At 70.8% G+C, this 25510-nt stretch carries 24 protein-coding genes; 17 read left to right on the top strand and 7 right to left on the bottom strand.

The features are described 5' to 3' along the window. The first annotated feature begins 237 nt into the window (after window positions 1-237). Window positions 238-1344, top strand: coding sequence for an amidohydrolase family protein (locus ACFXJ5_RS23185; RefSeq protein WP_384634110.1), 1107 nt, complete (start codon window positions 238-240; stop codon window positions 1342-1344). On the opposite strand, the gene ACFXJ5_RS23180 is transcribed toward ACFXJ5_RS23185, so the two are convergent. Then, the gene (locus ACFXJ5_RS23180; RefSeq protein WP_384634106.1) at window positions 1341-2348 is read right to left on the bottom strand and encodes a heme A synthase; all 1008 of its coding nucleotides are present in this window, start codon (window positions 2346-2348) and stop codon (window positions 1341-1343) included. The two genes, ACFXJ5_RS23185 and ACFXJ5_RS23180, sit on opposite strands and share 4 nt — an antisense overlap. A 36-nt stretch (window positions 2349-2384) precedes the next feature. Between ACFXJ5_RS23180 and ACFXJ5_RS23175 the strand changes: the two genes are divergently transcribed. Together ACFXJ5_RS23175 and ACFXJ5_RS23170 are read left to right on the top strand one after the other, a co-directional pair. Continuing rightward, complete coding sequence (locus tag ACFXJ5_RS23175) at window positions 2385-3668, top strand: glycosyl hydrolase family 28-related protein (protein ID WP_384634103.1); 1284 nt, start codon at window positions 2385-2387, stop codon at window positions 3666-3668. 152 nt (window positions 3669-3820) lie between these two features. Further along, window positions 3821-4492 carry a L,D-transpeptidase family protein gene (locus tag ACFXJ5_RS23170; RefSeq protein WP_384634100.1) on the top strand — a complete coding sequence of 224 codons (672 nt, stop codon included), beginning with the start codon at window positions 3821-3823 and terminating at the stop codon, window positions 4490-4492. Here the strand turns inward: ACFXJ5_RS23170 and ACFXJ5_RS23165 are convergent, their stop codons facing one another. From ACFXJ5_RS23165 to ACFXJ5_RS23155, 3 genes are read right to left on the bottom strand one after another with little or no spacing between them, the layout of a single operon-like run. Then, complete coding sequence (locus ACFXJ5_RS23165; RefSeq protein ID WP_384634098.1) at window positions 4493-5272, bottom strand: ABC transporter permease; 780 nt, start codon at window positions 5270-5272, stop codon at window positions 4493-4495. It lies immediately after the preceding gene. Continuing rightward, window positions 5269-6195: an ABC transporter ATP-binding protein gene (locus ACFXJ5_RS23160; RefSeq protein WP_384634095.1), complete on the bottom strand. Its 927-nt coding sequence runs from the start codon at window positions 6193-6195 to the stop codon at window positions 5269-5271. Before ACFXJ5_RS23160 ends, ACFXJ5_RS23165 begins: the two co-directional genes overlap by 4 nt. A 10-nt stretch (window positions 6196-6205) precedes the next feature. Then, window positions 6206-7036: an aminoglycoside N(3)-acetyltransferase gene (locus ACFXJ5_RS23155; protein ID WP_384634092.1), complete on the bottom strand. Its 831-nt coding sequence runs from the start codon at window positions 7034-7036 to the stop codon at window positions 6206-6208. 149 nt (window positions 7037-7185) lie between these two features. Here ACFXJ5_RS23155 and ACFXJ5_RS23150 point away from each other — a divergent pair, with 149 nt between their 5' ends. The 12 genes from ACFXJ5_RS23150 (at window position 7186) to dapD (ending at window position 17128) form a co-directional block, all read left to right on the top strand. Beyond that, a complete protein-coding gene (locus ACFXJ5_RS23150) occupies window positions 7186-7938 on the top strand; it encodes a helix-turn-helix transcriptional regulator (RefSeq protein WP_384634089.1) in 753 nt (250 codons plus the stop codon). Then, a complete protein-coding gene (gene sufB, locus ACFXJ5_RS23145; protein ID WP_384634086.1) occupies window positions 7935-9356 on the top strand; it encodes a Fe-S cluster assembly protein SufB in 1422 nt (473 codons plus the stop codon). Before ACFXJ5_RS23150 ends, sufB begins: the two co-directional genes overlap by 4 nt. Window positions 9357-9418: 62 nt before the next feature. Beyond that, window positions 9419-10597, top strand: coding sequence for a Fe-S cluster assembly protein SufD (sufD, locus tag ACFXJ5_RS23140; protein ID WP_384634084.1), 1179 nt, complete (start codon window positions 9419-9421; stop codon window positions 10595-10597). Next, the gene (locus ACFXJ5_RS23135) at window positions 10597-10926 is read left to right on the top strand and encodes a bifunctional 3-phenylpropionate/cinnamic acid dioxygenase ferredoxin subunit (RefSeq protein WP_384634081.1); all 330 of its coding nucleotides are present in this window, start codon (window positions 10597-10599) and stop codon (window positions 10924-10926) included. Before sufD ends, ACFXJ5_RS23135 begins: the two co-directional genes overlap by 1 nt. A 7-nt stretch (window positions 10927-10933) precedes the next feature. Then, the gene (sufC, locus tag ACFXJ5_RS23130) at window positions 10934-11698 is read left to right on the top strand and encodes a Fe-S cluster assembly ATPase SufC (RefSeq protein WP_384634079.1); all 765 of its coding nucleotides are present in this window, start codon (window positions 10934-10936) and stop codon (window positions 11696-11698) included. Window positions 11699-11703: 5 nt separating this feature from the next. Further along, window positions 11704-12957 carry a cysteine desulfurase gene (locus ACFXJ5_RS23125; RefSeq protein ID WP_384634128.1) on the top strand — a complete coding sequence of 418 codons (1254 nt, stop codon included), beginning with the start codon at window positions 11704-11706 and terminating at the stop codon, window positions 12955-12957. Window positions 12958-12967: 10 nt separating this feature from the next. Then, window positions 12968-13423, top strand: coding sequence for a Fe-S cluster assembly sulfur transfer protein SufU (gene sufU, locus ACFXJ5_RS23120; RefSeq protein WP_384634077.1), 456 nt, complete (start codon window positions 12968-12970; stop codon window positions 13421-13423). Beyond that, window positions 13420-13761, top strand: a complete 342-nt coding sequence (locus ACFXJ5_RS23115) for a metal-sulfur cluster assembly factor (RefSeq protein ID WP_127358167.1) — start codon at window positions 13420-13422, stop codon at window positions 13759-13761. The genes sufU and ACFXJ5_RS23115 overlap by 4 nt, the downstream gene beginning before the upstream one ends. A 105-nt stretch (window positions 13762-13866) precedes the next feature. Continuing rightward, window positions 13867-14187: a DMT family transporter gene (locus ACFXJ5_RS23110; RefSeq protein WP_127358168.1), complete on the top strand. Its 321-nt coding sequence runs from the start codon at window positions 13867-13869 to the stop codon at window positions 14185-14187. Then, on the top strand, window positions 14187-14723 hold the full coding sequence (locus tag ACFXJ5_RS23105) for a TetR/AcrR family transcriptional regulator (protein WP_384634073.1): 537 nt from the start codon (window positions 14187-14189) through the stop codon (window positions 14721-14723). The genes ACFXJ5_RS23110 and ACFXJ5_RS23105 overlap by 1 nt, the downstream gene beginning before the upstream one ends. Window positions 14724-14830: 107 nt before the next feature. Next, the gene (locus ACFXJ5_RS23100) at window positions 14831-16054 is read left to right on the top strand and encodes an MFS transporter (protein WP_384634070.1); all 1224 of its coding nucleotides are present in this window, start codon (window positions 14831-14833) and stop codon (window positions 16052-16054) included. A gap of 84 nt (window positions 16055-16138) precedes the next feature. Then, on the top strand, window positions 16139-17128 hold the full coding sequence (dapD, locus tag ACFXJ5_RS23095; protein ID WP_384634067.1) for a 2,3,4,5-tetrahydropyridine-2,6-dicarboxylate N-succinyltransferase: 990 nt from the start codon (window positions 16139-16141) through the stop codon (window positions 17126-17128). A gap of 26 nt (window positions 17129-17154) precedes the next feature. Here the strand turns inward: dapD and ACFXJ5_RS23090 are convergent, their stop codons facing one another. Both ACFXJ5_RS23090 and ACFXJ5_RS23085 read right to left on the bottom strand, forming a co-directional pair. After that, window positions 17155-18762, bottom strand: a complete 1608-nt coding sequence (locus ACFXJ5_RS23090; RefSeq protein WP_384634064.1) for a hypothetical protein — start codon at window positions 18760-18762, stop codon at window positions 17155-17157. A 57-nt stretch (window positions 18763-18819) separates the two neighbouring features. Continuing rightward, a complete protein-coding gene (locus ACFXJ5_RS23085) occupies window positions 18820-20661 on the bottom strand; it encodes an endonuclease/exonuclease/phosphatase family protein (RefSeq protein ID WP_384634061.1) in 1842 nt (613 codons plus the stop codon). Between the two features lie 261 nt (window positions 20662-20922). Between ACFXJ5_RS23085 and ACFXJ5_RS23080 the strand changes: the two genes are divergently transcribed. Together ACFXJ5_RS23080 and ACFXJ5_RS23075 are read left to right on the top strand one after the other, a co-directional pair. Continuing rightward, window positions 20923-22446, top strand: a complete 1524-nt coding sequence (locus ACFXJ5_RS23080) for a hypothetical protein (protein ID WP_384634058.1) — start codon at window positions 20923-20925, stop codon at window positions 22444-22446. 142 nt (window positions 22447-22588) lie between these two features. Next, a complete protein-coding gene (locus ACFXJ5_RS23075; protein WP_384634056.1) occupies window positions 22589-24070 on the top strand; it encodes an alkaline phosphatase PhoX in 1482 nt (493 codons plus the stop codon). A 218-nt stretch (window positions 24071-24288) separates the two neighbouring features. On the opposite strand, the gene ACFXJ5_RS23070 is transcribed toward ACFXJ5_RS23075, so the two are convergent. After that, window positions 24289-25455, bottom strand: coding sequence for a TerD family protein (locus tag ACFXJ5_RS23070; protein WP_384634054.1), 1167 nt, complete (start codon window positions 25453-25455; stop codon window positions 24289-24291). Window positions 25456-25510: the final 55 nt, after the last annotated feature.

The raw sequence follows: 25510 nt of genomic DNA, 5'->3' as shown, positions 1-25510 counted from the left end.
GGCTGGCCCAACCCGGCCACGGACCGGTGTTGAAGAACGCACGCGTCCGGGGTCCAGGGGCAGCGCCCCTGGTTTCGGGAAGGGGCGGGGTGGGGGAACAAACCCCAGCCCTCCGCCGACGCGCCCCGGCCACCCACCGTCCGGGTGCGTGCCCGTTGCCGGGTGCGGCCGGGTTGGGCCAGCCCCTCCGCCTCAGGCAGAGGGCCTACCCCCAACCTGGTTGGGAGGGGCACAGCAATGATTGAGCTGCCCGCACTGGTCGATCACCACTGCCACGGTGTCCTGAGGGGCGACCTCGGGCTCGGGTCGTTCGAGGCGTATCTGACGGAGTCGGACGCGCCGGCGGCACCGGGGACGACGTTTTTCGATACGCAGGCCGGGTTCGCCGTGAGGCGCTGGTGCCCGCCGTTGCTGGGGCTGGAGCCGCATGCGACGCCGGCGCGGTATGTGGCGCGGCGGCGGGAGCTGGGGGCGTACGAGGCGGGGCGGCGGCTGCTGCGGGCGACGGGGATCACGGCGTACCTGGTCGACACGGGGCTGCCGGGTGACCTGACCGGGCCCGGCGAGCTGGCGGCGGCGGCCGGGTCGACGGCACGGGAGGTCGTGCGGCTGGAGCAGCTCGCCGAGCAGGTCGCCGACACCTCCGGCACCGTGGACGGGTTCGTCGCCAACATCGCCGAGTCCGTGCATACCGCCGCCGCGAGCGCCGTGGGCTTCAAGTCGATCGCCGCCTACCGCCACGGCCTCGCCCTGGCGCCCGAGCCCCCGGCCCCCGGCGACGTACGCCGCGCCGCCGGCGAGTGGCTCGCCGACCGGCGGGTCGGGGGGCGGCTCACCGACCCCGTACTCCTGCGCCACCTGCTGTGGACCGCCGTCGCTACCGGGCTGCCCCTCCAGCTCCACACCGGCTTCGGCGACCCCGACCTGCGCCTCGACCACGCGGACCCCGCGCTCCTCACGGACTTCCTGCGGGCGACGGCCGGGCTCGGCACGGATCTCGTACTCCTGCACGGCTACCCGTACCACCGCCAGGCCGCCTACCTCGCCCACGCCTTCCCGCACGTCTACGCGGACGTCGGACTCGCCCTGACCCATGTCGGCGCCCGAGCGCCCGACGTACTTGCCGAATTCCTGGAGCTCGCGCCCTTCGGCAAGCTGCTCTTCTCGACGGACGCCTACGGGCTGCCCGAGCTGTACGTCGTCGGGGCCGAGCTCTTCCGCGACGCGGTCCGGCGGGTGCTGGGCGGCTGGGTCGCGGACGGCGCGTGGTCGCGGGGCGACGCCGACCGGGTCGCCGCGATGCTCGCCGTGGAGAACGCCCGCAGGGTCTACGGCCTGGGTTAGGACAGGGTGGCTGAGGCCAGGCCGGATGCCGGGGCCGGGATCTCGGCCCCGGCATCGGCGAGGGGCCGCTCGCGCATGCTCAGCAGCACCCGCAGGACGGCGATCCAGACCAGGGTGGAGCCGAGCATGTGGAGGCCGACCAGGGCTTCGGGGAGGTGGGTGAAGTACTGGACGTAGCCGATGACGCCCTGGGCGAGCAGGACGACCAGGAGGTCACGGGCCCGGGCGCGGGGGCCGGCGGGGGCGTCGACGGCGCGCAGGACGAACCAGAGGGCGATGGCGAGGCCGCAGACGATCCAGGCGAGGTCGGCGTGGAGCTGGGCGATGGTCTTCCAGTCGATCCCGACCCGGGGGACGTCGCTGTGGTCGCCGGCGTGCGGACCGGCCCCGGTGACCAGGGTGCCGACCGCGATGAGGGCGACGGTCGCACCGGTGGTGACCCACGCCAGCTGCTTGACGGGCTTGCCGACCAGCGGGCGCGGGGCGCTGTCGCCCTCGGCGGTGCGCTGCCAGGTCACCAGGGCGACCGTGATCAGCGCGGCGGAGAGCAGGAAGTGGGCGGCGACGATGTACGGGTTGAGGTGGGTCAGCACCGTCAGGCCGCCCCACACCGCGTTGCCCACGACGACCCAGAACTGCGCCCAGCCGAGCCGGGTCAGGCTGCGCCGCCACGGCTTGGCGGAGCGCGCCGCGATGATCGCCCAGCCGACGGCCGCGCACAGCACGTACGTCAGCATGCGGTTGGTGAACTCGATGGCGCCGTGGATACCCATGGCGCTGGTCGTGGTGAGGCTGTCGCCCGTGCACGTGGGCCAGGTCGGGCAGCCGAGCCCGGAACTGGTCAGCCGGACCGCGCCGCCGGTCACCACGATCACGACGCTCATGACGAGCGCGCCCATGGCGGCCCGCCGGAGCGTCACCGGGGACGGCGTCCAGCGCCGGGCGATGGCGGCGAAGGGGTTCAGATTCGGCACCCGCCCATCGTAGGCGCCCGTTTGTGCCATGCTTCACGAGGGGGTAAGGCCATGCTTGGGGGGATCATGACAGGTACCGTCAACCGCCGTCGCCTGCTCTACGGAGGGGCCGCCGCCGCTCTGAGCGGCACCGCCGCCGTGGCCTTCAGCGCCGCCGACTCGCCCGCCGCCCCCGCCGTGAAGGAACCGGCCACCACCGGCCACCCGGGGGTCGTCGACGTCGTCGCCGACTTCGGCGCCAAGGGCGACGGCACCACCGACGACAGCCAGGCCTTCGCCGACGCCTACGCGTACGCCGTGTCGCGGCTCGACGACCACACCGGCCGCACCGTCATCGACATACCGCCCGGAAGATTCCTGATCACCCGCCCCGGCGCCCTCCTCGACGGCGCCGACCCCCACAACGCGGCCAACGGCCTGCGCTTCCGGGGCGCGGGACTGCGGATCAGCGAGCTCGTCTTCGCGCCGGCCACCGCCCAGGACGCGTACCTGTGCCGCAACGACGACATGTGGCAGAACATCGCCTTCGAAGGCCTGCGCTTCACCTCCGGCACCCCGGGCGCGTCCTTCTTCCTCTCCTACTCCACCGGCGGCGCGGCCAACTACCGCTTCACCGAGTGCGAGTGGATGGGCGAGTGGGAGTACGGCCTCGCCCTGGACGGCTCCAACACCAACTCCGAGATGCGCTGGGAGGCCTGCCGGGTCGGCGGCGCCTACCGCAAGGCCTTCCTCTACTCCGGCCTGTCCAAGCGCTCGCAGGACCCGGCCCAGCAGGACCAGTTCCTCAACTACTGGTTCACCGACATGAACGTGACGTACGAGTGGGGGAACTTCCTGGAGTTCCCGTACGGCGGCTCCATCACCTGCCGGGGCGGCAGCTACATCGTCACCGGCCGCCGCCCCGAGCCGCACCCCGACTACGGCTACGAGAGCGCCTTCTTCCGCTTCCCGCGCGGCCAGCACTTCAGCAGCGTCCAGCGCTTCCACGCCGAGGACATCCGCTTCGAGCTGCGCGACCCGGACGTCGTGGTCATCGACTGCGCCTGGAACAGCGGCACCGTCCACTTCAACGACTGCGACGACACCGCCAACGCCTTCAAGTCCTTCGCTCCCGCCCTCAAGGCCCACCGCTACAACCTCGGTCCCCGCGGCCCCCTCGTGCGCTACGACTCCTGCCAGCTCACCGGCTCCCACCGCTTCCGCACCGACGGCACCACCCTGCTGCCCCGCGTCGTCCGCTACGACATGTGCCTGCTGGCCAGCCACGGCCCGGACGACGGCTTCCTCGCGGTCGACAGCGGCCAGGACACCGGCTTCACGCGCTTCGTGGACTGCGTGGTTCCGTCGTAGGCGGAGTGCAGGTCGCGTCCGGGCAGTAGGGCGCAACCTTTGACCGGTGATGTCTGTCCTCTATGACAACGACATCGGGTGGGTAAGCGGGAGGCGGGGCCATGGTCAGCGGTGGTGGCGGGGGGATACGTGCGGTAGGTCGCCGTGTCGGCGTGGGCGCGGCGGTGGCCGGGCTGGTGGCGCCCGTGGTGGTCCTGGCGGGGGCGGGCGGCGCGGCTGCGGCGTCCACGTGTACGACGCGGACCGGGCCGTACCAGAAGCAGGTGGAGAAGTTCCTGGGGCGGCCCGTCGACGGACGCCAGTCATCGGCCGACTGCAAGGCGATCCGTTCGTTCCAGACCAAGCACGGCATCAGCCCCCATGTCGGCTACGCGGGGCCGGTCACGTGGGGCGTGATGGACCTGATGACCAAGCAGAAGGCCGTCGGCAAGAACCCCAACAAGGCGGGTAAGTGCCCCACCAACAAGGGCCGGATCGCCTGCGTCAACCTCACCCTCCAGATCAGCTGGGTGCAGGACGGCTCCACCCTGGTCCACGGCCCGGTGCCGATCCGCAGCGGACGCGACCACTACGAGACCCGGACCGGCCTGAAGAAGATCTACTGGCGGGACAAGCACCACGTCTCGAACCTCTACAACGTGTCCATGCCCTACAGCCAGTTCTTCGACGGGGGCGAGGCCTTCCACTCCATCACGGGCAGTGTCTGGTCGCCGCCCGGCTCGCACGGCTGCGTCAACATGCGCGACAGCGACGCCGCCACGTACTGGAGCCTGCTGAAGAAGGGCGACGACGTGTACGTGTACGGCCGCAAGCCCGGCACGTAGTCACTCCCAGCGGAAGAACCGCGCCGCCGCCCCCAGCCCCAGCACCGCCCACACCGCGAGGATCCCGGCGTCGCCCCACGGCGTGCCGGCGCCGTGCTGCAGCACGTCCCGCAGGCCGTCCGACAGGGCCGAGATGGGCAGCAGCTCCAGCGCGGACCGGACGCCGGCCGGGAACTTGTCCAGCGGGACGATCACGCCGCCGCCCACCAGCAGCAGCAGGAACACCAGGTTGGCGGCGGCCAGGGTCGCCTCGGCCTTCAGGGTGCCCGCCATCAGCAGGCCCAGCCCGGAGAAGGCGGCGGTGCCGAGTACCAGGAGGAGCAGTACGGACAGTGGGTTGCCGTGCGGCGACCAGCCCAGGGCGAAGGCGATCACGGTCAGCAGGACGATCTGCAGGACCTCGGTGACCAGGACGGAGCCGGTCTTGGCGGTCATCAGGGCCCAGCGCGGCAGCGGGGACGCGCCGAGCCGCTTGAGCACCCCGTAGCGGCGCTCGAAACCGGTGGCGATGGCCTGGCCGGTGAAGGCGGTCGACATCACCGCGAGGGCGAGGATGCCGGGGGCCAGGAAGTCCACGGACTTGCCCGCGCCGCCCGCGGTCCGAGTCGGCACAGTGATGATGTCGACGGTGCCGAAGAGCAGCAGGAGCAGGCTGGGGATGACCACCGTCAGCAGCAGCTGTTCGCCGTTGCGCAGCAGCATCCGGGTCTCCAGCGCCGTCTGCGCGCCGATCATGCGGGGGAGCGGGGCCGCGCCCGGGTCGGGGGCGAAGGTGGTCATGCGCGCAGCTCCTTGCCGGTCAGCTCCAGGAATACGTCTTCGAGCGTGCGCCGCTCGACGGCGAGGCGGTCCGGCATGACGCCGTGCTGGGCGCACCAGGAAGTCACGGTGGCCAGCATCTGCGGGTTGACCTTGCCCTCGATGCGGTAGTTGCCGGGCGTCAGCTCGGCGGCGGCCGAGTCGGCGGGCAGGGCGTTGAGGAGGGAGGCCAGGTCGAGCGCGGGGCGCCCGGAGAAGCGCAGGGTGTTCTCGGCACCGCCCCGGCACAGCTGCTCGGGGGTGCCGCCCGCTATCACGCGGCCCGCGTCGATGATTGAGACGTGGTCGGCGAGCTGCTCGGCCTCGTCCATGAAGTGCGTGGTCAGTACGACCGTGACGCCGTCGGCGCGCAGCTCCCGTACGAGTTCCCAGGTGGCCCGGCGCGCCTGCGGGTCCAGGCCGGCGGTCGGCTCGTCCAGGAACACCAGCTCCGGCCGGCCCACCACCGCCATGGCCAGGGCCAGCCGCTGCTGCTGGCCGCCGGAGAGCCGCCGGTAGGGCGTACGGCCGCAGGACTCCAGGCCGAGCCGCTCGATCAGCAGCCCGGGGTCGACGGGGTTCGCGTGCAGTTTCGCGGTGTGCCGCAGCATCTCCTCCGCCCGGGCTCCCGCGTAGACCCCGCCCGACTGCAGCATCACCCCGATGCGGGGCCGCAGCGCCGCGCTCTCGGCCACCGGGTCCAGTCCCAGGACGCGCACGCCGCCTTCATCCGGACGGCGGTATCCCTCGCAGGTTTCCACCGTCGTGGTCTTCCCGGCCCCGTTCGGGCCGAGTACGGCCGCGATCGTGCCGCGTTCCACGGTGAGGTCGAGCCCGTCCACCGCGGCTTTCGCGCCGTACCGCTTGACCAGTCCGGCCACTTCCACCGCGGGCTCGTTTCCCATGACGGGCAGTCTACGAAGCGCCGGGGACACCCTCGGCGGCAGGGCTGCGTGGCCGGTGCTCGGCCAGCCAGCCCTCGGCGTACGCCACCGCCTCGGCCAGCGGGAACAGCCGTGCGGTCGCCGCGCCCACCGTTCCGCGGACGACGGGGTGGTGCGCTTCGAAGGCGGCGCCGAGTTCGTCGAAGCGCTCCTCGGTGAACGACGTCTCCCGGACCGTGGTCCACCGGCGGCCGGCAGCCGTCATCAGGGCGAAGGAACGGTCGGCCTCGGGGCCGGGGATCCGGTATTCCGCCAGGTGGAAGGCGGTGCAGGAGTCGAATCCGGCGCCGAGGAGCAGCACGGTCGCGCCCACCTCCTCCAGTCGGGCCAGGGGGCTGCGCTCGCCGAGGGCGCAGTCGGTCGCGTGGCCCTGCGTGATCTCCGCGGCGCGCGGGCCGATCGCGGCGAAGGAGGTCTGGGGGTGGGCGCTGCGGACCGCGCCGGGCCAGGTCCGTACGGTCTCGGGGACGATGCCGACGCCCCGCGACGGCGTGATGTGCGGGTCGTACGCGGGCATCGACGCGCGGATGTGCGGCCACCACTCCTCGGGCACCGGTGGGTGCCTCCAGTCCGCCGGATCGGAGTTGCCGCCGGTGTGCGTGGGCACCACCAGGGTGCCCGTGCGGCCCAGCGAGTCGAGCAGCGCTTGAACGACGGCCACGGCGCCGCCGCACACCCATCCGAGAGAGCTCAGCGAGGAGTGAACGAGCAGGGTCCGGCCCTCGCGTACGCCGAGCCGGCGGAGGTCGGCCGCGAGCGACCCACGGGTGCACAGGGGGCCTGGTCCGGGGTCTTCTGGCATGGGTGGAGTATGCCGGGTGCTACTCGACGACGCAGCTGAATTGATCATTCGCGCAGGTCATCCTTAGGCATGCCTAAGTGACGCAGCCCACCGTCGGTCGCTGAGGTGGTCGCTTGCCAGTCCCTGAGGAATTACGCAACACTGGCATTGTGAAATACGCGGGCGAGGCTCAGGAGGAGCAGACGACCGGGGAGCGGAGCACCCGCAACCGGGTCGCCCGATCCATCCTGGACCATGGCCCGTCCACCGCCGCCGACCTGGCCGAGCGGCTCGGCCTCACGCAGGCCGCGGTCCGCCGCCACCTGGACGCACTCGTCGCCGAGGACGTCGTGGAAGCCCGCGAGAAGCGGGTCTACGGGGCCCGTACCCGGGGTCGTCCGGCGAAGGTCTTCGTGCTCACCGACTGCGGCCGGGACGCCTTCGACCAGGCCTACGACCAGCTCGCCGCCGACGCGCTGCGCTGGATCGCCCAGGCCGCCGGAGGCGGGGAGACCGGCGCCGCCGCCGTTACGGCCTTCGCCAGGGCCCGGGTCGCGACCCAGGCCGAGCGCTACCGGGCCGATATCGAGGCCGCGGCGCCCCAGGAGCGTACGCAGGCTCTCGCGAAGGCCCTGAGCCGGGACGGGTACGCTGCAACAACGCGCAGTGCGCCGGCCGTCGTCGGCCAGGCGCGAGAGCCGGCCGGTGAGCAGCTCTGCCAGCACCACTGCCCGGTGGCGCACATCGCCGAGCAGTTCCCGCAGCTGTGCGAGGCGGAGGCCGAGGTCTTCTCCAGCCTGCTCGGCACGCATGTACAACGACTGGCCACCATCGCCCACGGCGACGGGGTCTGCACGACCTTTGTTCCGCAAGCACATACCACCACCGCATCCGACAGCACTGCCGGGAGGAACCCCGCATGACTGCTCCCACCGAGACCACTCACCCGGAGCTCGAGGGCCTGGGCACCTACGAGTACGGCTGGGCCGACTCAGACGTGGCCGGTGCCGCTGCCAAGCGGGGCCTGTCCGAAGACGTCGTCCGCGACATCTCGGCGAAGAAGAACGAGCCGGAGTGGATGCTGAAGCTGCGGCTCAAGGGTCTTCGCCTGTTCGGCAAGAAGCCCATGCCGACCTGGGGCTCCGACCTCTCCGGCATCGACTTCGACAACATCAAGTACTTCGTCCGCTCCACCGAGAAGCAGGCCGAGTCCTGGGAGGACCTGCCCGAGGACATCAAGAACACCTACGACAAGCTGGGCATCCCGGAGGCCGAGAAGCAGCGCCTCGTCGCCGGTGTCGCCGCCCAGTACGAGTCGGAGGTCGTCTACCACCAGATCCGCGAGGACCTGGAGGAGCAGGGCGTCATCTTCCTGGACACCGACACCGCGCTGAAGACGCACCCGGAGCTCTTCCAGGAGTACTTCGGCACCGTCATCCCGGTCGGCGACAACAAGTTCGCCTCGCTGAACTCGGCCGTGTGGTCTGGCGGCTCCTTCATCTACGTGCCGAAGGGCGTGCACGTCGAGATCCCGCTCCAGGCCTACTTCCGGATCAACACCGAGAACATGGGCCAGTTCGAGCGGACGCTGATCATCGTCGACGAGGACGCCTACGTCCACTACGTCGAGGGCTGCACCGCCCCGATCTACAAGTCGGACTCGCTGCACAGCGCCGTCGTCGAGATCATCGTGAAGAAGGGCGGCCGCTGCCGCTACACGACGATCCAGAACTGGTCGAACAACGTCTACAACCTGGTCACCAAGCGCGCCGTGGCCTACGAGGGCGCGACCATGGAGTGGGTCGACGGCAACATCGGCTCCAAGGTCACCATGAAGTACCCGGCCGTCTACCTGATGGGCGAGCACGCCAAGGGCGAGACCCTGTCCATCGCCTTCGCCGGCGAGGGCCAGCACCAGGACGCCGGCGCCAAGATGGTCCACATGGCCCCGAACACCTCGTCCAACATCGTCTCCAAGTCGGTGGCGCGAGGCGGCGGCCGCACCTCGTACCGCGGTCTGATCGAGATCGGCGAGGGCGCCGAGGGCTCCAAGTCCAACGTGCTCTGCGACGCGCTCCTGGTCGACACGATCTCCCGCTCGGACACCTACCCGTACGTGGACGTCCGCGAGGACGACGTGTCCATGGGTCACGAGGCGACCGTCTCCAAGGTCAGCGACGACCAGCTCTTCTACCTGATGAGCCGGGGCATGACCGAGTTCGAGGCGATGGCGATGATCGTGCGCGGCTTCGTCGAGCCGATCGCCAAGGAACTGCCGATGGAGTACGCGCTGGAGCTCAACCGGCTGATCGAGCTGCAGATGGAAGGCGCCGTCGGCTGACGCCGGCGCGCCCATCCCGCCGCCCACCAGACGAAACCGAGAAAGAGAGCCGTACGACAGCCATGGCTGAAACTGTTGCTGCCGGTAGTCCTGCCGGTGCCACCACCGAAGGGGCCATCCAGGTCGGCCACCCCCGCGACGCCCGGGTCAGCGCGCCCGCGTCCTACGACGTGGCCGACTTCCCGGTGCCGCACGGCCGCGAGGAGGAGTGGCGGTTCACTCCGATCGAGCGGCTGCGCGGCCTCCACGACGGCACCGCCGTCGCGGAGGGGGGCCTCAAGGTCGAGGTGAGCGCCCCCCAGGGCGTCACCGTCGAGACCGTGGGCCGCGACGACGCCCGCCTCGGCAAGGCCGGCAAGCCGGTCGACCGGATCGCGGCGCAGGCGTACAGCTCCTTCGAGAAGGCCTCGGTGGTCTCCGTCCCCAAGGACACGGTGCTCACCGAGCCGGTACGGATCGCCGTCCACGGCGAGGGCGGCACCGCCTACGGCCACCAGGTCATCGAACTCGGCGCCTTCGCCGAGGCCGTCGTGGTCATCGACCACACCGGCGACGCGGTGCTCGCCGCCAACGTCGAGTACCTGATCGGCGACGGCGCCAAGCTGACCGTCGTCTCGGTCCAGGACTGGGACGACAAGGCCGTGCATGTCGCCCAGCACACCGCGCTGGTCGGCCGTGACGCGAGCTTCAAGTCCGTGATCGTCACCTTCGGCGGCGACCTGGTCCGGCTCAGCCCCCGGGTGATCTACGGCGCCCCCGGCGGTGAGGCCGACCTGTACGGCCTGTACTTCACCGACAAGGGTCAGCACCAGGAGCACCGGCTCTTCATCGACCACGACACCCCGCACTGCCGCAGCAACGTCGCCTACAAGGGCGCGCTGCAGGGCCAGGACGCCCACGCGGTGTGGATCGGCGACGTGCTCATCCGTGCCGAGGCCGAGGGCACCGACACGTACGAGCTCAACCGCAACCTCGTCCTCACCGACGGCGCGCGGGTCGACTCGGTCCCGAACCTGGAGATCGAGACCGGCGAGATCGTCGGCGCCGGCCACGCCTCGGCGACCGGCCGCTTCGACGACGAGCAGCTCTTCTACCTGATGGCCCGCGGCATCCCGGAGGGCGAGGCCCGCCGGCTGGTCGTCCGCGGCTTCTTCGGTGAGCTCATCCAGCAGATCGGCCTGCCGGAGCTGGAGGAGCGGCTGATGGCGAAGATCGACGCCGAGCTGGAGGCGTCCGTCTGATGACCACGGCCAACGGATTCATCCGCGCCTGCGCGCTGAGCGAGCTGGAAGACGACACACCCAAGCGCGTCGAGCTCGCCGGTGTGCCGGTGTCGGTGGTCCGCACCGAGGGCGAGGTGTTCGCGATCAACGACATCTGCTCGCACGCGAACGTCTCGCTGTCCGAGGGCGAGGTGGAGGACTGCCAGATCGAGTGCTGGCTGCACGGGTCCTCGTTCGACCTCCGGACCGGTAAGCCGTCCGGGCTGCCCGCGACGCGGCCGGTCCCCGTATACCCCGTAAAGATCGAAGGGGACGATGTGCTCGTCTCCGTCACCCAGGAGTCCTGAGGCACACATGGCAACGCTTGAGATCCACGACCTGCACGTGTCCGTCGAGGCCGAGGGCGGCCCCCGCGAGATCCTGCGCGGTGTCGACCTGACCGTGAAGCAGGGCGAGACCCACGCCATCATGGGCCCCAACGGCTCCGGCAAGTCCACGCTCGCGTACTCGCTGGCCGGGCACCCCAAGTACACGGTCACCGGCGGCACCGTCACCCTCGACGGTGAGAACGTCCTCGACATGACCGTCGACGAGCGCGCGCGGGCCGGTGTCTTCCTGGCCATGCAGTACCCGGTCGAGGTCCCGGGTGTCTCGGTCTCCAACTTCCTGCGCACCTCGGCGACCGCCATCCGCGGCGAGGCCCCCAAGCTGCGCACCTGGGTGAAGGAGGTCAAGGAGGCCATGCAGCGCCTCCAGATCGACCCCGCCTTCGCCGAGCGCAACGTCAACGAGGGCTTCTCCGGCGGCGAGAAGAAGCGGCACGAGATCCTCCAGCTGGAGCTGCTCAAGCCGAAGATCGCGATCCTCGACGAGACCGACTCCGGCCTCGACGTGGACGCGCTCCGCGTCGTCTCCGAGGGCGTCAACCGGGTCGCCGAGAGCGGCGAGGTCGGCACCCTGCTGATCACCCACTACACGCGCATCCTGCGCTACATCAAGCCCGACCACGTCCACGTGTTCTCGGCCGGCCGGATCGTCGAGTCCGGCGGCCCGGAGCTCGCGGACAAGCTGGAGAACGAGGGCTACGAGTCATACGTGAAGGGTGGCGCGTCCGCGTGACACAACTGCAGCTGCCGGGCCTGCTCGACACCGAGACGATCCGCAAGGACTTCCCTCTGCTGGATCGTGTGATCCACGACGGGAAGAAGCTCGTCTACCTGGACAACGCGGCGACTTCGCAGAAGCCGCAGCAGGTGCTCGATGTGCTGAACTCGTACTACGAGCAGCACAACGCCAACGTCCACCGCGGTGTGCACACGCTCGCCGAGGAGGCCACGGCGCTGTACGAAGGTGCGCGGGACAAGGTCGCGGCCTTCATCAACGCGCCGAGCCGCGACGAGGTGATATTCACCAAGAACGCCTCCGAGTCGCTGAACCTCGTCGCCAACATGCTGGGCTTCGCCGACGAGCCCTACCGGGTGGACCGTGAGACCGAGGTCGTCATCACGGAGATGGAGCACCACTCCAACATCGTGCCGTGGCAGCTGCTCTCGCAGCGCACCGGCGCGAAGCTGAAGTGGTTCGGCCTGACCGACGACGGCAGGCTCGACCTGTCGAACATCGAGCAGGTCATCACCGAGAAGACGAAGATCGTCTCCTTCGTCCTGGTCTCCAACATCCTCGGTACCGTCAACCCGGTCGAGGCGATCGTCCGCCGCGCCCAGGACGTCGGCGCGCTGGTCCTGATCGACGCCTCGCAGGCCGCCCCGCACATGGTTCTGGACGTCCAGGCGCTCGGCGCGGACTTCGTGGCCTTCACCGGCCACAAGATGTGCGGCCCGACCGGCATCGGTGTGCTGTGGGGCCGCCAGGAGCTGCTGGAGGACCTTCCGCCGTTCCTCGGCGGCGGCGAGATGATCGAGACCGTGTCGATGCACTCCTCGACCTACGCTCCCGCGCCGCACAAGTTCGAGGCCGGTACGCCCCCGATCGCCCAGGCCGTCGGCCTCGGCGCGGCCGTGGACTACCTGACCGCCATCGGCATGGACCGCATCGCCGCCCATGAGCACGCGATCACCGAGTACGCCCTCAAGCGGCTCCAGGAGGTCCCCGACCTCAGCATCATCGGCCCCACCACGGCCGAGGACCGCGGCGCCGCGATCTCCTTCACGCTCGGCGACATCCACCCGCACGACGTGGGCCAGGTCCTCGACGAGCAGGGCATCGCGGTCCGGGTCGGCCACCACTGCGCGCGGCCGGTCTGCCTGCGGTACGGAATTCCCGCGACCACGCGAGCGTCCTTCTATCTGTACTCCACACCCGGTGAGGTCGACGCCTTGATCGACGGGTTGGAGCACGTACGGAACTTCTTCGGGTGAGAGGCTGCTCGTGAAGCTTGACTCGATGTACCAGGAAGTGATCCTGGATCACTACAAGCACCCGCACGGGCGTGGCCTGCGCGACGGCGACGCCGAGGTGCACCACGTCAACCCGACGTGCGGCGACGAGGTGACCCTCCGCGTCAAGCTCGACGGCTCGCGTATCGCGGACATCTCGTACGAGGGCCAGGGCTGCTCCATCAGCCAGGCCAGCGCCTCGGTCCTCAACGAGCTGCTCGTCGGCAAGGAGTACCCGGAGGCGCAGAAGATCCAGGAGACCTTCCTGGAGCTGATGCAGTCCAAGGGCAAGGTCGAGCCGGACGACGCGATGGAGGAGGTGCTGGAGGACGCCGTGGCGTTCGCCGGTGTCTCCAAGTACCCGGCGCGCGTGAAGTGCGCGCTGCTGAGCTGGATGGCGTGGAAGGACGCGACCGCACAGGCGCTGTCCGAGAAGGAGACCGCATGAGCGACAACGTAGACACCGTGACCACCAAGCCGGCCAGCGAGGAAGAGGTCCGCGAGGCCCTCTACGACGTCGTCGACCCCGAGCTGGGCATCGACGTCGTCAACCTGGGCCTGATCTACGGCATCCACATCGACGACTCCAATGTCGCCACCCTGGACATGACCCTCACCTCGGCGGCCTGTCCCCTCACCGACGTCATCGAGGACCAGGCCAAGTCCGCCACCGAGGGCCTGGTCAACGACCTCAAGATCAACTGGGTCTGGATGCCCCCGTGGGGCCCCGACAAGATCACCGACGACGGTCGCGAGCAGCTCCGCGCGCTCGGCTTCAACGTCTGAGGCGTGGACACCGATCGAGGCCCCCGGCATCGCGCCGGGGGCCTCGTCGCTTTCCCGGCCCGCTTATGTGTACGGCCGTACGCATCCATGTGTACACTTGTACGCATGGTCTATCTGATGCTCGGAGGCGCGATCCTCGCCGAAGTCCTCGGCACCACCGCCATGAAGTACAGCGACGGCTTCAGCCGGCTCTGGCCTTCCCTGGGTACCGCGACGGGGTACCTCATCGCCTTCCTGCTGCTGGCGCAGACGCTGAAGACCATGTCGGTCGGCACCGCCTATGCCATCTGGTCGGCCGCCGGGACTGCCGCGATCGCGGCCATCGGCATGGTCTTCCTCGGTGAGTCGGCCAATGCCGCCAAGCTGATAGGTCTCGCTCTGGTGATCGCCGGAGTGGTCGTCCTCAACCTGGGCGGTGCGCACTGATGGCCCGGCGGTACGACCCCGAGCGCGGCCAGCGGATCATCGACGCCGCGATCCGGGTGGTCGGTGAGCGGGGCATCGCGGGGCTGAGTCATCGGGCGGTCGCCGCCGAGGCCGATGTGCCGCTCGGCTCGACGACGTACCACTTCGCGAGCCTGGACGACCTGCTGGTCGCCGCCCTCCATCAGGCCAACGAGGCCTGCAAGCGGGACCTCGACGCGCGGAAGGAGCTCGCCGACCCGGAGACCGACCTGGCGACCGAACTGGCGCGGCTGGTGGACGAGATGGTCACCCGGGACCGGGTCCGCACCGAGTTGGAGTACGAGCTGTACCTGGCGGCGCTGCGCCGGGAGGCGGTGCGGCCGATCGCGGCGGAGTGGGTGGATCTGATGACGGAGGTCATCGCCCGCCGGACCGACCGCGACACCGCGCGGGCGCTGGCGGCGCTGGCCGACGGGCTGTGTCTGCAAGTGCTGCTCACCGGCCGTGAATTCGATCGCGAGCAGGCCCGTGTGATGTTCGCCCGGCTGATTCGATGATCTTGCGTTGGCCGATACCGGTCGCGACCTGATCCGTCCATAGCTGCGTCCGGCAATCAACCCCGCAAATGATCGATTCTGGTGGGGAATCGAATTCAGGAGTGGGCATGAAACAGGCGATGAAGGACATACCGAGGGTGGTGTGGCTGCTGGCGGCGGGCATGTTCGTCGTCGCGGCCGTCAGCTTCACCTTCGTCTATCTCTTCGTCTACCTGACCGGACCGCGAGGGCTCAGCACCGCGGAGGCGGGCCTCATCGCGGGCATCGGCGGTGTCGGCATGGTCGTCGGCAACTTCACCGGCGGCTGGTTCGGTGACCGCTTCGGACATCGGCGCACCCTCATCGTCGGCTTCACCGTGGCAGGGGTCGGGCTGGCCGCACTGCCGGTCCTGCCGACCCCGGCGCTGCTGCTGCTCTTCCCCGTCTGCCAGTTCGGCACCGGCATCACCCGCGCCTCGAACTCGGCGCTCATCGCCTTCTCGGTGCCCGAGGGATCGCGGCGCCAGGGCTTCGCGCTGCTGCGCTTCTTCGCCAACGCCGGTGTCACCGTCGGCCCGCCGCTGGGCGCGCTGATCGCCGCCCAGTTCTCGTACGGCTGGCTCTTCGTCGCCGACGGCGCCGGCATGCTCTTCTTCGCCGGCTGGGCCGCGCTGATCCTGCCGGCCAACGGCGACCGGCGGCACAAGGCGGAGGCCGTGACCCCGGACACCCCCGGCCTGTGGACCGCCGTACGGTCCCGCCCGGCCGTGCTCGTCGTCCTGGTCGCGGTGCTCATCGCCGACACCGTCTACCGGCAGCAGTACTCCACCCTCCCCGTCTTCCTCTCCGACCACGGCATCGGAACCGGCGTCTACGGCGCGCTCATCGCCATCAACGGCGGCCTGGTCATCTGTCTGGAGCTGCCCGTCACCGTGGCCCTACGGCAGCGTGCGCCCCTGCTCGTCATCGGCGGGGGCATCGTGCTGCTCGGGGCCGGTTACGCGGCACTGATCATCGGCGGCCACATCGCGACGGCGATCGTGATGATGGCGCTGCTCACCCTCGGCGACATCCTCTACAAGTCGCCGTCGACCGCCTACGTCGCCGACAACGCGCCCGACCACCTGCAGGGCCGCTTCCAGAGTCTCTACGCCGGCGCCTCCATCAGCGGCGTCGTCCTCGCCGCGCCGCTCGGCGGTGCGCTCTACCAGGCGGCGCCCGGCCTGCTGTGGCCGCTGTGCGCCGGGCTGGTGGCGATCGCCGGGGCCACGGTCCTGGCGGCGCACCGGCTGCCGGCGTTCCGGCCGGCGGTGGCGGAGCAGGGAGCCGTCACAGCGGTCAGCCAGGGCTGAGGCCCGGGCCGCTCCGGGCCGGCGGCGGTTCCGTATCGCGGGCGGGTTGGGCACACGCCGGGGTGAGCGGATAGCGTTCGATACATGACTGAAACGACCGCTACCCGCGCCACCGGTGCCGTCGCCGCAGGCCTGGCGACTGTCGCCGCCGACGGCACCGTTCTCGACACCTGGTTCCCCGCGCCCGCGCTCGCCGAGGCGCCCGGCCCGGCCGGCACCGAGCGGCTGACGGCCGAGCAGGCGGCCGAACTGCTCGGCGAGGCCGCCCCGAAGGCGCTGGGCCCGGACGCGCGGCGCGGGGTCGAGGTGATCGCCGTACGGACGGTCATCGCATCGCTCGACGACAAGCCGCTGGACACGCACGACGTGTACCTCCGCCTGCACCTGCTCAGCCACCGCCTGGTCAAGCCGCACGGCCAGAGCCTGGACGGCATCTTCGGCCTGCTGGCCAACGTCGCCTGGACCTCGCTCGGTCCGGTGGCCGTCGACCGGCTCGAGGCGGTGCGGCTCAACGCCCGCGCGGAGGGGCTGCACCTGCAGGTCACCAGTGTCGACAAGTTCCCCCGCATGACGGATTACGTGGCCCCCGCGGGCGTCCGTATCGCCGACGCCGACCGGGTCCGGCTCGGCGCGCACCTCGCCGCCGGCACCACGGTCATGCACGAGGGCTTCGTCAACTTCAACGCCGGCACGCTCGGCACCTCCATGGTCGAGGGCCGCATCAGCGCGGGTGTCGTGGTCGGTGACGGCTCCGACATCGGCGGCGGCGCGTCGATCATGGGCACGCTGTCGGGCGGCGGCAAGCAGATCGTCTCCATCGGCGAGCGCTGCCTGCTCGGCGCCGAGGCGGGCATCGGCATCGCACTCGGCGACGACTGTGTCGTCGAGGCCGGTCTGTACGTCACGGCCGGTACGCGGGTCACCCTGCCCGACGGCAAGATCGTCAAGGCACTTGAACTGTCCGGCGTGGACAACCTGCTCTTCCGCCGCAACTCCACGACCGGCACGGTCGAGGTGCTGCCGCGCTCCGGTTCGTGGGGTGGCCTGAACGAGGTGCTGCACAGCCACAACTGAGGCAAACGGTACGGAAAAGGTCGGCTCTACGTCTTCCGGACGTAGAGCCGCACCGCGTAGCCCAGGACCCGGGTGATCCGGGTCTGCGTGAACTGCTTCCGCAACTCGTGGCGCTTCGCGCGGTCGGTGGGGGCGGTGAGGTCGGCGGAGCGGGCATACGAGCGGCTCACCACCCACACCCGGTCGACGCCCTTGAGGGCCCCGGCGACCTGCCCGGCCTTGATCTCGCGCCCGGCGAGCGTGCCGGACTGCGCGCCCGAGCTCATGAGGGCGACGTCCCTGACCCCGCTGAAGCACTCCGGGTACGCCTCGGCGACCAGCCTGCGCACCGAGGGCAGGAAGATGACCGCGTCGCCCTTGCGCGCACCGTCTGCCACGACACGGGCGGCGGCGGCCGGGTCGTCGGCGCGGCTGCTCACCTGGCGCACCTGCTGCTGGGCGGGCAAGGTGAAGGCGCCCAGCGCGATGACGAGGGCGGCGGCGACCACGACCGCGCCCTTACGGAGGGCGGCGAGGGCGGCGCCGGCCAGCCAGGCGAGGCCGGCGGTGGCGTAGAGGACGTAGCGGTCCTGGTACAGCGGGTGGAACTGGGACACGGCCAGCAGCGCCGCCGGGGGCAGCACGGCCACCGCGAGCGCCAACGCGGGCAGCGGGACCAGCGCGGTCCCCTCGTCCGGGCGCTTCCCGAATCCGGCGAACCCCGCGTCCCGCGCCCCCGGACCGCCGGCCCCGGAACCTCCGACCGGCCAGGCCCGCTGCGGTCCGCCGGCGCCCGCGAGCAACAACTGCCGGGCCGGCGGCCCTTCCTCCGGGCTCAGAAAGGGGCGCCGCCGGGGAAGCAGCCCCGCCAGCCCGACCGCCACGCCCGCCGCGCAGAGCACACCCAGGGCCGCGAGCGGGAGCGTGCCGCCCGCCCAACCGGTCAGAAGGGCGCGGACGTCGGGCCAGCCGGGGCGGGTGAGCCAGGAGACCTGGGCGGTCTGGTGGGCGGCGACCCAGGCGACCGGGACGGCGGGGGTGAGGCCGGCGAGTACGGCCAGGGCCCAGCGGCGGAACGCGGGGGCGCCGGCGCGGCCGAGCAGGAGCGCCACGGCGTGGGCCGGGACGACGAAGACGGCGAAGAGGTTGAGCAGGCAGGCCACGGCCAGCGCGATGGCATAGCCGACCCAACGGCCGCGTACGAGAAAGTACGTCCCCCAGATCACGGCCGCCGCGACCAGGGCGTACGAGCGGCCCTCCTGGGCGTACCGGCTCACGACGGGCAGAACCGCGAAGACCGAGCCGGACAGCAGCCCGGCGGCCGGGGACCAGGCGGCGCGGGCGACGGCGGCGACACCGGCCGCCGCGGCGGCGGCGGCGAGCAGGGAGGGGATCCGGATGAGGACTTCGAGCGGGACGGCCCCGCCGAGGACGACGATCAGCTCGTGCACCAGGACGTAATAGGCGCCGTGGACGGCGTCGACGCTCCCGAGGGTGTGCCAGAGCTGGGGGAGGGACCGGCTGGCGATGACAGCGGTGGTCGCCTCGTCCTGCCACATGGAGCCGCGGTCGAGACCCCGGATGCCGCCCGCGAAAAGGATCAGGGCAGGGACGAAAAGCGGAATTTTCCCCCGGAGTACCGATACTGCTGCCATGGAGGCCCGTCTGCCCCCGGGCCCCCGGGCCAAACGGGCCCGGGGGCGTGAGGCGCACTACGGCCTGAGGCGCACGACCTGGGGGTCGTGGTCGGAGGCCTGGTCGGCGAACTCGGCGTTGACGTGAACCACGTCGTAGTCGGGATCCCCGAGGGACGGGCTGACCAGGATGTGGTCGAGCACCTGGGAATTGCCCTGGTAGACGTATGAGTAGCGCTCGCTGGGCTTCAGCGAGAAGTACAGGTCCTTGAGCGCGTGGCCGGCGGTCAGGGTCTTGCCGGCGGGGGAGAACTCGGAGTCGTTGATGTCGCCGAGGACGACGACGTCCGCGTCCTTCTGGACCGCCTGCACCTCCTTGACGAAGGCGTTGACCAGCGTGGCCTGCTTGATCCGCTGCACCTCGGAGCTGCGCGGGACCGGCTGGTAGCGGCTGGTCAGGGCGTAGTCGCCGCCCTTGGAGTCGAAGTGGTTGGCGACTACCACGACCGGCTTTCCGCGGAAGGAGAATTCGCCCACGAGCGGCTTGCGGCTGGTGGTCCACGCCTCGTCGGCGGGGGCGATACGACCCGGGGAGGCGGTCAGCGCGGCCTTGCCGCCGATCTTCTGGACGCCCACGGCGGTCGAAGCGTCGCCGCCCGCGCGGTCGGTGAAGGAGACCCGCTCGGGGTTGAAGAGGAAGACCTGCCGGATGTTGCCGCCGGGCTCGCCGCCGTCGGTGTCGTTGGTGGGGTCGATGGACCGCCAGTCGTAGCTGGGGCCGCCGGCCGCGACGATCGCGTCGATGAACTTCTGGACGGTCTTGTCGGCGGCGACCGTGCCGTCGTCGGTGGCGCCGTTGTTGTCCTGGATCTCCTCCAGGGCCACGATGTCGGGCGACGCCAGGTTGTCGACGACGCCCTCGGCCAGCCGCGCGAACTTGGCGTCGCTGTCGGACGGGTCGAGGTTCTCCACGTTGTACGTGGCGATGGCCAGTTCGCGGCTCTTCTGCTTGCGGGTGGTCTCCGCGGTCAGGCCCTTGTCCTGGAGCGTGCCGAGCGTGCGGGCGGCCAGGGTGTAGCCGCCGAACTGGTTGAAGTCCAGCGGGCCCTCGGTGGCGCCGGTGAGGACGTCGCCGACATTGGCGGTCGGGAACGCCTGGGTGGCGGCCGGGATCAGCGACTGGATCTGCAGGCGGCCGGAGTTCTGGTCCTCGTACGAGGAGTAGACGGTGCCGCCGCGCCTGGTGGGGTTCTGCTTGGGCTTGGTGGTGACCCACAGCTCTGCGTACGCGTCGGTGGCACCGACCACGCGGGTGTCCGCGACCCGGACGTTCATGCCCTCCAGGGACTCGTAGAAGTCCAGGGCGTACTTCTTCGGCTGGAGGGTCAGGCCCTCGATGCTGTTGTCGGCGGCGGGGTCGCCCGGTGGGGTGTAGTCGTCCGGCACGGACCTGGTGGTGAGCACGACCGGGGCGGGGACCGCGTTGCCGGAGGAGACGACGGTGACGGTCGGCTTGGAGATCTCGGTGACGGACTGGCCGCCGGCGGTCTTGCCGCCCGGGTAGTACTCGGTGACGGTGCCGGAGACCTGGACCGAGTCGCCGACCGCGACGGTCGGGGCGGAACTGGTGAAGACGAAGATGCCCTCGCTGGTGGCGGGGTTGTCGTCCGGGGTGTCGTCCTGGATCCAGAAGCCCTTGGTGCCGGAGGTCCGCACTCCCGTGACGATGCCGGGTATGGAGCTGACCGACTGGCCGGCGTAGGGCGAGAGCCGGGTGGTGCCCTGGATGTCGTGGATCCGCACCTCGCTGGCCGAGGCCAGCTGGGGGACGGCCACCAGACCGGCCGCGACCGCGGCTGCGGCGAGTGCGCCCACGCCGACGGTCTTCTTCCGGCTGTGCTTGTGGCGGGGGGATGTCAACGGAGCCTCCGTGAGGTTTTCTGCCTGCGGTCGAGGGGCGACATGCGTGCGGCTCTACGCGCGTAATTTCCTTTCCGGGGCATCGCGTTGTCAAGGAGTGGCGGGGTAACCGAGGGTCGCCCGTAGGGTGAACCCCACGCGCCCGTACGGGCGGCGGAAAAGCACGCGGCGAATCACAGCCTCCGCAGGACTACGCTGGGTCCGCGCGCTCGCGCGTCCGTTTCGCGTCCTTGCATCCCGCACCCCATAGGAGACCCCGCCATGGCCGCTGACCGCCTCGACCTGCCGCCGGTACGGCTGCTGCCCGAGGACGAGCTGGCACGGCTCGCGCTCGCCGCACCGCTGCTGGATCGGGCCGTACGGCTGGCCCGCTGGGCCGCGCCGCACGTCCAGGTGGACGCCATGGGAGAGCTGACCGCCGAGGACCGACAGCGCGCCGCCGCCGAACTCGGGCTGGACAGCGAGCCGGACGGCGTCGCGGAGACCGCGCAGGCCTGGGGCGTCGCGGTGGACTCGGGCCTGGTCGAGCTCGACCTCGACGAGGCGGCGTCGGCGGAGCAGGAGTTCGACGGCCTCGAGGACGCCGCCGCCGGGCAGGCCGTGCCCGGCGACGCGCTGCGCCAGATCGACGGCGGTGCGCCGCGGGAGGTGCTGGAGGTCTGGCTGGCCGCCGTGGAGACCGCGCTCGCCGAGGCCGCCGCCCCCGACCTGGAGGGCCTGCTCGACGGCATCGCGGACGCGGACGGCGAAGGCGGCCCTGACGACCTCGGCGGCCTGGACTGGGACCCGGAGGAGGAGGCGGACTTCCTCGACGGGGCGCTCGCCAACCTCTACTTCTTCAGCGCCATCGAGGACAACGAGGGCGGGGCCGTGCCGCTGCCGGTGCTGGCCGCGTCCATGGTCGTCCCCGACGAGATGGAGGACCCGACCGACGCCGTCCTCGAAGAGGTCACCGAGGTCATGATGCGCCTCGACGAACACTTCCGGGTGCTCGTTCCGACCGGGCTGATCGAGTACCGGCCGCTGGACGAGGCCCTGATCGAGGAGGCCGAAGCCGACGAGGCCGCCGTCCCCGCGCAGGCCCAGTCACCGGAGTCACCGGACATCGACCCCGACGAGGTCTCCCGCTACGGCATCGTCCAGCTCACCCCGCTCGGGCTCTACGGCGTACGCGCCCGGATGCTCGACGCGGGCATGCACGCCCCGGCCGCCGGGGAACTGGCCGAGCAGCCCGCGTCCGTACTGCTGGAGGCACTGTTCGGCTACCCCGACCGGGCCGCCCGCAGCGAGGCCGACCAGTGGCTGAGCACCCGCAAGCCCGCCGACGCGGCCCGTGAACTGCTGCAGGCGGCACGCGGCGACGACCGCGACGCCCCCGGCCGGCGGCTGGTCGCGCAGCAGACCCTCAGCCTGCTCGGCGCCGAGGCCGAGCCCGCCCTCCGCGAGGTCCTGGCCGACCGCGAACTCGGCGGCCTGGCCCGCGTCTGGCTCACCGAGACCGGTTCCGCCGACGTCCCGGCCCCGGACCAGGACATGGTCTTCTGGCTCACCATCGACACCCTCGCCGCCCAGCTCGACGCCGACGACGACCCCGAGCTGCTGCGCGAACTCGTCACCGACCTGGTGGCCCGCCACGACAGCTTCTTCGCCGCCGCCTGGCGGGTCGACCACCCTGCCACGGCCGACGTCCTGGAGGCCATGGGCCGGCTCCACCCCGACAAGGCCGTCGCCAAGGAAGCCCGTAAGGCCGCCTTCAAGGCCCGCTCGGCGACCGGGGGGCAGTAGAGGAAGCCGCACGACTTCGGCGAAGTGGGTGGCGGAACGTCAGGTTCAGTTCAACTGGCGTTCGTTATGGGGCGCGAGTGTGGCGCACGGCATTTTACCGTCCCATGACCCGCGCTTTGCGTGGACCACCAGGAGAGAATCCATGCCGCTCACCCGCAGGAACTTCGCCAAGCGTTCGGCCATCACCGGTGCCGGCATCGCGCTGGCCGGAACGGTGGACGTCCTCGCCACCGCCCCCGGCGCGCTCGCCGCCGACGCCCCCGCCGCTGCTTCCGCGGGAGCCGCGTCGGCGGCCGGCACCGCCCGGCACAGCGGCACGCTGGGTTACGGCGAGCTGGCCGCCGACCCGGAGGGCATCCTCGCGCTCCCCAAGGGCTTCGCGTACCGGATCATCACCCGGACCGGCGTCACCACCCTGGAGTCCGGCGAGTCCACCCCCTCCAACCACGACGGCACCGCCACCTTCGAGGGCCTCCGCGGCGCCACGCTGCTCGCCAACAACCACGAACTGCGCGGCGCCCGTGCCGACTGGCCGCACCCGGTGCCGCTCGCTGACGGCCTCGTCTACGACCCGGGCGCGGCGGGCGGCGTCACCATCGTCGAGGTCGAACGGCACGGCGCCGCCCATGGCGGGGGAAGGGTGGCCGAATGGGTCGGGGTGGCCGGCACCGCCACCAACTGCGCGGGCGGACGCACCCCTTGGGGCACCTGGCTCACCTGCGAGGAGACCGAGGACAAGGCCGGCTCGTACGGCTTCACCAAGGACCACGGCTATGTCTTCGAGGTCGACCCCTACGACCGCAAGGCCAACCGCGACCCCAAGCCGGTCAAGGCGCTCGGCCGTTACGCCCACGAAGCCGTCGTCGTCGACCCCCAGCGCGGTCACCTCTACCTCACGGAGGACGCCTCCGGCCCCAACGGCCTCCTGTACCGCTGGACCCCGCCGGCCGGCTTCAAGCACGGCCGCGGCAGACTCCGCACCCTCGCCGACGACGCCGGCGTGCTCCAGGCCTTCAAGTGCTTCGACTCCGGCGGTCAGTTCGTCGACGACCTCTCCCGCGCCACGAAGATCGGTACCGTGTACGGGGTCGACTGGGTCGACGTCCCGGACCGCGACGCGAAGTCCGTCTCCACGCGCAAGCAGTTCGCCGCCGGTGAGATCACCCGGGCCCGCAAGCTCGAAGGCATGTGGTGGGGCGACGGCGGCGCCTACATCGTCTCCTCCTACGCCCGCGCGGAGAGCCCGGTGGCGCATGACGGCGCCGTGTGGTTCTACGACCCGAAGCGGCGCACGCTGACGTTGAAGGTGTTGCTCGGGGTGAACCCCGATCCCTCCGTCGACGGCGCCTTCGACGGCCCCGACAACATCACCGTCTCCCCCTACGGCGGCCTCGTCATCGCCGAGGACGGCGAGGGCATCCAGCACCTCTTCGGTGCCCTCGGGGACGGCCGCACGTATCCCATCGCCCGCAACGAGCTCAACATCGGCACGGCCGATGCGCCGGCGTACAGCGAGTTCACCGGCGTCACCTTCTCGCCCGACGGCAAGACGCTCTTCGCCAACATCCAGGAGCCCGGCATCATGCTCGCCATCACGGGGCCTTGGCGTCGGCAGCCCTGCTAGCGGCACGCCGCCTGCGCCGGGTGCGCTCGCAGGTGTCGGTGGGCCGGGTCCGGGGCCTGCGGGGGTGAGGTCCTCGACCGACATATTTACGTGCGTGACGGGCCCTCCGCTGGCTCACCCGGCATGCCGCACACAAATATGCGGAGCGTCCAGGACCCCACCCCCTCCGACCCCGGCCCCTCCGGTCAGTTCGGCGGCTTGCGCCCGGTGGCCGACCGTTAAAGGGCCTGCGCTGCGGGTTTGACCATGCCCTTTACGGTGCGGGAGTCGGCGAATTCGCCCATGGCGGTCATTTCCCATTCGCCGGAGAATTGCTTGATCAGTTTGGCCATCATGACGCCCGTGCGGGGCTCGCCCTGGGTGAGGTCGAAGCGGACGAGCTCTTCGCCGGTGGTGGCGTCGAGGAGGCGGCAGTAGGCCTTGGCGACCTGGTTGAACTTCTGGCCGGAGAAGGAGTTGACGGTGAAGACGAGGCCGGTGACTTCGGGCGGGAGGCCGCCGAGGTGGACGGTGATGGCCTCGTCGTCGCCGGCGCCTTCGCCGGTGAGGTTGTCGCCGGAGTGCTGGATGGCGCCGCTGAGGATGCTGAGCTTGCCGAAGTAGCAGGACGCGATGTGGTTGCGGTCGGCGCCGTACGCGATGACCGAGGCGTCGAGGTCGATGTCCTTGGAGCGGAAGGCGGGCTCCCAGCCGAGGCCCATCCGCACGCTGGAGAGCAGCGGCTTGCCGCCCTTGACCAGGGAGACGGTCTGGTTCTTCTTGAGGTTGACCCGGCCCTTGTCGAGGTTGATCTTGCCGTTGGATGCCGGTGCCGGTGCCGGTGCCGGTGCCGCCGCCGGGGGCGGGGGGATGTTCGTGACGGCGGGACCGGTGGGAGGCGGGGCTTGCGGTGCGGCCGCCGGCTCGTCGACACTCACGCCGAAGTCCGTGGCGATGCCGGCCAGGCCGTTGGCGTAGCCCTGGCCGACGGCGCGGGCCTTCCAGGCGCCGCCGCGACGGTAGACCTCGACGACGACGAGGGCGGTCTCGGGTCCGAGCTGGGGCGGGGTGAAGGTGGCGATGACCGTGCCGCTGTCCGGGTCGCGGATGGTGGCTGTCGGTTCGATGCCCGCGAAGGTGGCGCCGGCCGCGTCGGGGCTTGCGGTGATAACCACTTTTTCGATGGCCGCCGGGACGGATACCGTGTCGACGATGATCGAATCGGACTGGTACGTCACACCCGGGCCACTCGGCTGGTTGTAGAAGACGAAGTCGTCGTCCGAGCGCACCTTGCCGTCGGCGGCGATCAGCAGGCCCGAGACATCCAGCCGGACGGGCGCGGAAACGTCCACGGCCACGCGGGGGGCGGAGAGCGGGACGTTCGAGCCAGGGGTCATAGCGGTCATGTCTTCGATAACGATCGATCGCGCTTTACGGTTCCATTACCGAATTGGAGTTTTT

Origin of the sequence: Streptomyces sp. NPDC059373, assembly GCF_042751495.1 — a bacterium.
Taxonomy (GTDB): Bacteria; Actinomycetota; Actinomycetes; order Streptomycetales; family Streptomycetaceae; genus Actinacidiphila.
The sequence above is the reverse complement of the archived record's forward strand: the minus strand, read 5'-3'. Positions and strand labels throughout refer to the sequence as shown.

Bases quoted from the DNA above. Each gene is read 5' to 3' on its own strand.
- ACFXJ5_RS23185 (WP_384634110.1), top strand. From the start codon at position 238: ATGATTGAGCTGCCCGCACTGGTCGATCACCACTGCCACGGTGTCCTG.
- ACFXJ5_RS23180 (WP_384634106.1), bottom strand. From the start codon at position 2,348: ATGGCACAAACGGGCGCCTACGATGGGCGGGTGCCGAATCTGAACCCC.
- ACFXJ5_RS23175 (WP_384634103.1), top strand. From the start codon at position 2,385: ATGACAGGTACCGTCAACCGCCGTCGCCTGCTCTACGGAGGGGCCGCC.
- ACFXJ5_RS23165 (WP_384634098.1), bottom strand. From the start codon at position 5,272: ATGACCACCTTCGCCCCCGACCCGGGCGCGGCCCCGCTCCCCCGCATG.
- ACFXJ5_RS23160 (WP_384634095.1), bottom strand. From the start codon at position 6,195: ATGGGAAACGAGCCCGCGGTGGAAGTGGCCGGACTGGTCAAGCGGTAC.
- ACFXJ5_RS23155 (WP_384634092.1), bottom strand. From the start codon at position 7,036: ATGCCAGAAGACCCCGGACCAGGCCCCCTGTGCACCCGTGGGTCGCTC.
- sufB (WP_384634086.1), top strand. From the start codon at position 7,935: ATGACTGCTCCCACCGAGACCACTCACCCGGAGCTCGAGGGCCTGGGC.
- sufD (WP_384634084.1), top strand. From the start codon at position 9,419: ATGGCTGAAACTGTTGCTGCCGGTAGTCCTGCCGGTGCCACCACCGAA.
- ACFXJ5_RS23135 (WP_384634081.1), top strand. From the start codon at position 10,597: ATGACCACGGCCAACGGATTCATCCGCGCCTGCGCGCTGAGCGAGCTG.
- sufC (WP_384634079.1), top strand. From the start codon at position 10,934: ATGGCAACGCTTGAGATCCACGACCTGCACGTGTCCGTCGAGGCCGAG.
- ACFXJ5_RS23115 (WP_127358167.1), top strand. From the start codon at position 13,420: ATGAGCGACAACGTAGACACCGTGACCACCAAGCCGGCCAGCGAGGAA.
- ACFXJ5_RS23110 (WP_127358168.1), top strand. From the start codon at position 13,867: ATGGTCTATCTGATGCTCGGAGGCGCGATCCTCGCCGAAGTCCTCGGC.
- ACFXJ5_RS23105 (WP_384634073.1), top strand. From the start codon at position 14,187: ATGGCCCGGCGGTACGACCCCGAGCGCGGCCAGCGGATCATCGACGCC.
- ACFXJ5_RS23100 (WP_384634070.1), top strand. From the start codon at position 14,831: ATGAAACAGGCGATGAAGGACATACCGAGGGTGGTGTGGCTGCTGGCG.
- dapD (WP_384634067.1), top strand. From the start codon at position 16,139: ATGACTGAAACGACCGCTACCCGCGCCACCGGTGCCGTCGCCGCAGGC.
- ACFXJ5_RS23090 (WP_384634064.1), bottom strand. From the start codon at position 18,762: ATGGCAGCAGTATCGGTACTCCGGGGGAAAATTCCGCTTTTCGTCCCT.
- ACFXJ5_RS23080 (WP_384634058.1), top strand. From the start codon at position 20,923: ATGGCCGCTGACCGCCTCGACCTGCCGCCGGTACGGCTGCTGCCCGAG.
- ACFXJ5_RS23075 (WP_384634056.1), top strand. From the start codon at position 22,589: ATGCCGCTCACCCGCAGGAACTTCGCCAAGCGTTCGGCCATCACCGGT.
- ACFXJ5_RS23070 (WP_384634054.1), bottom strand. From the start codon at position 25,455: ATGACCGCTATGACCCCTGGCTCGAACGTCCCGCTCTCCGCCCCCCGC.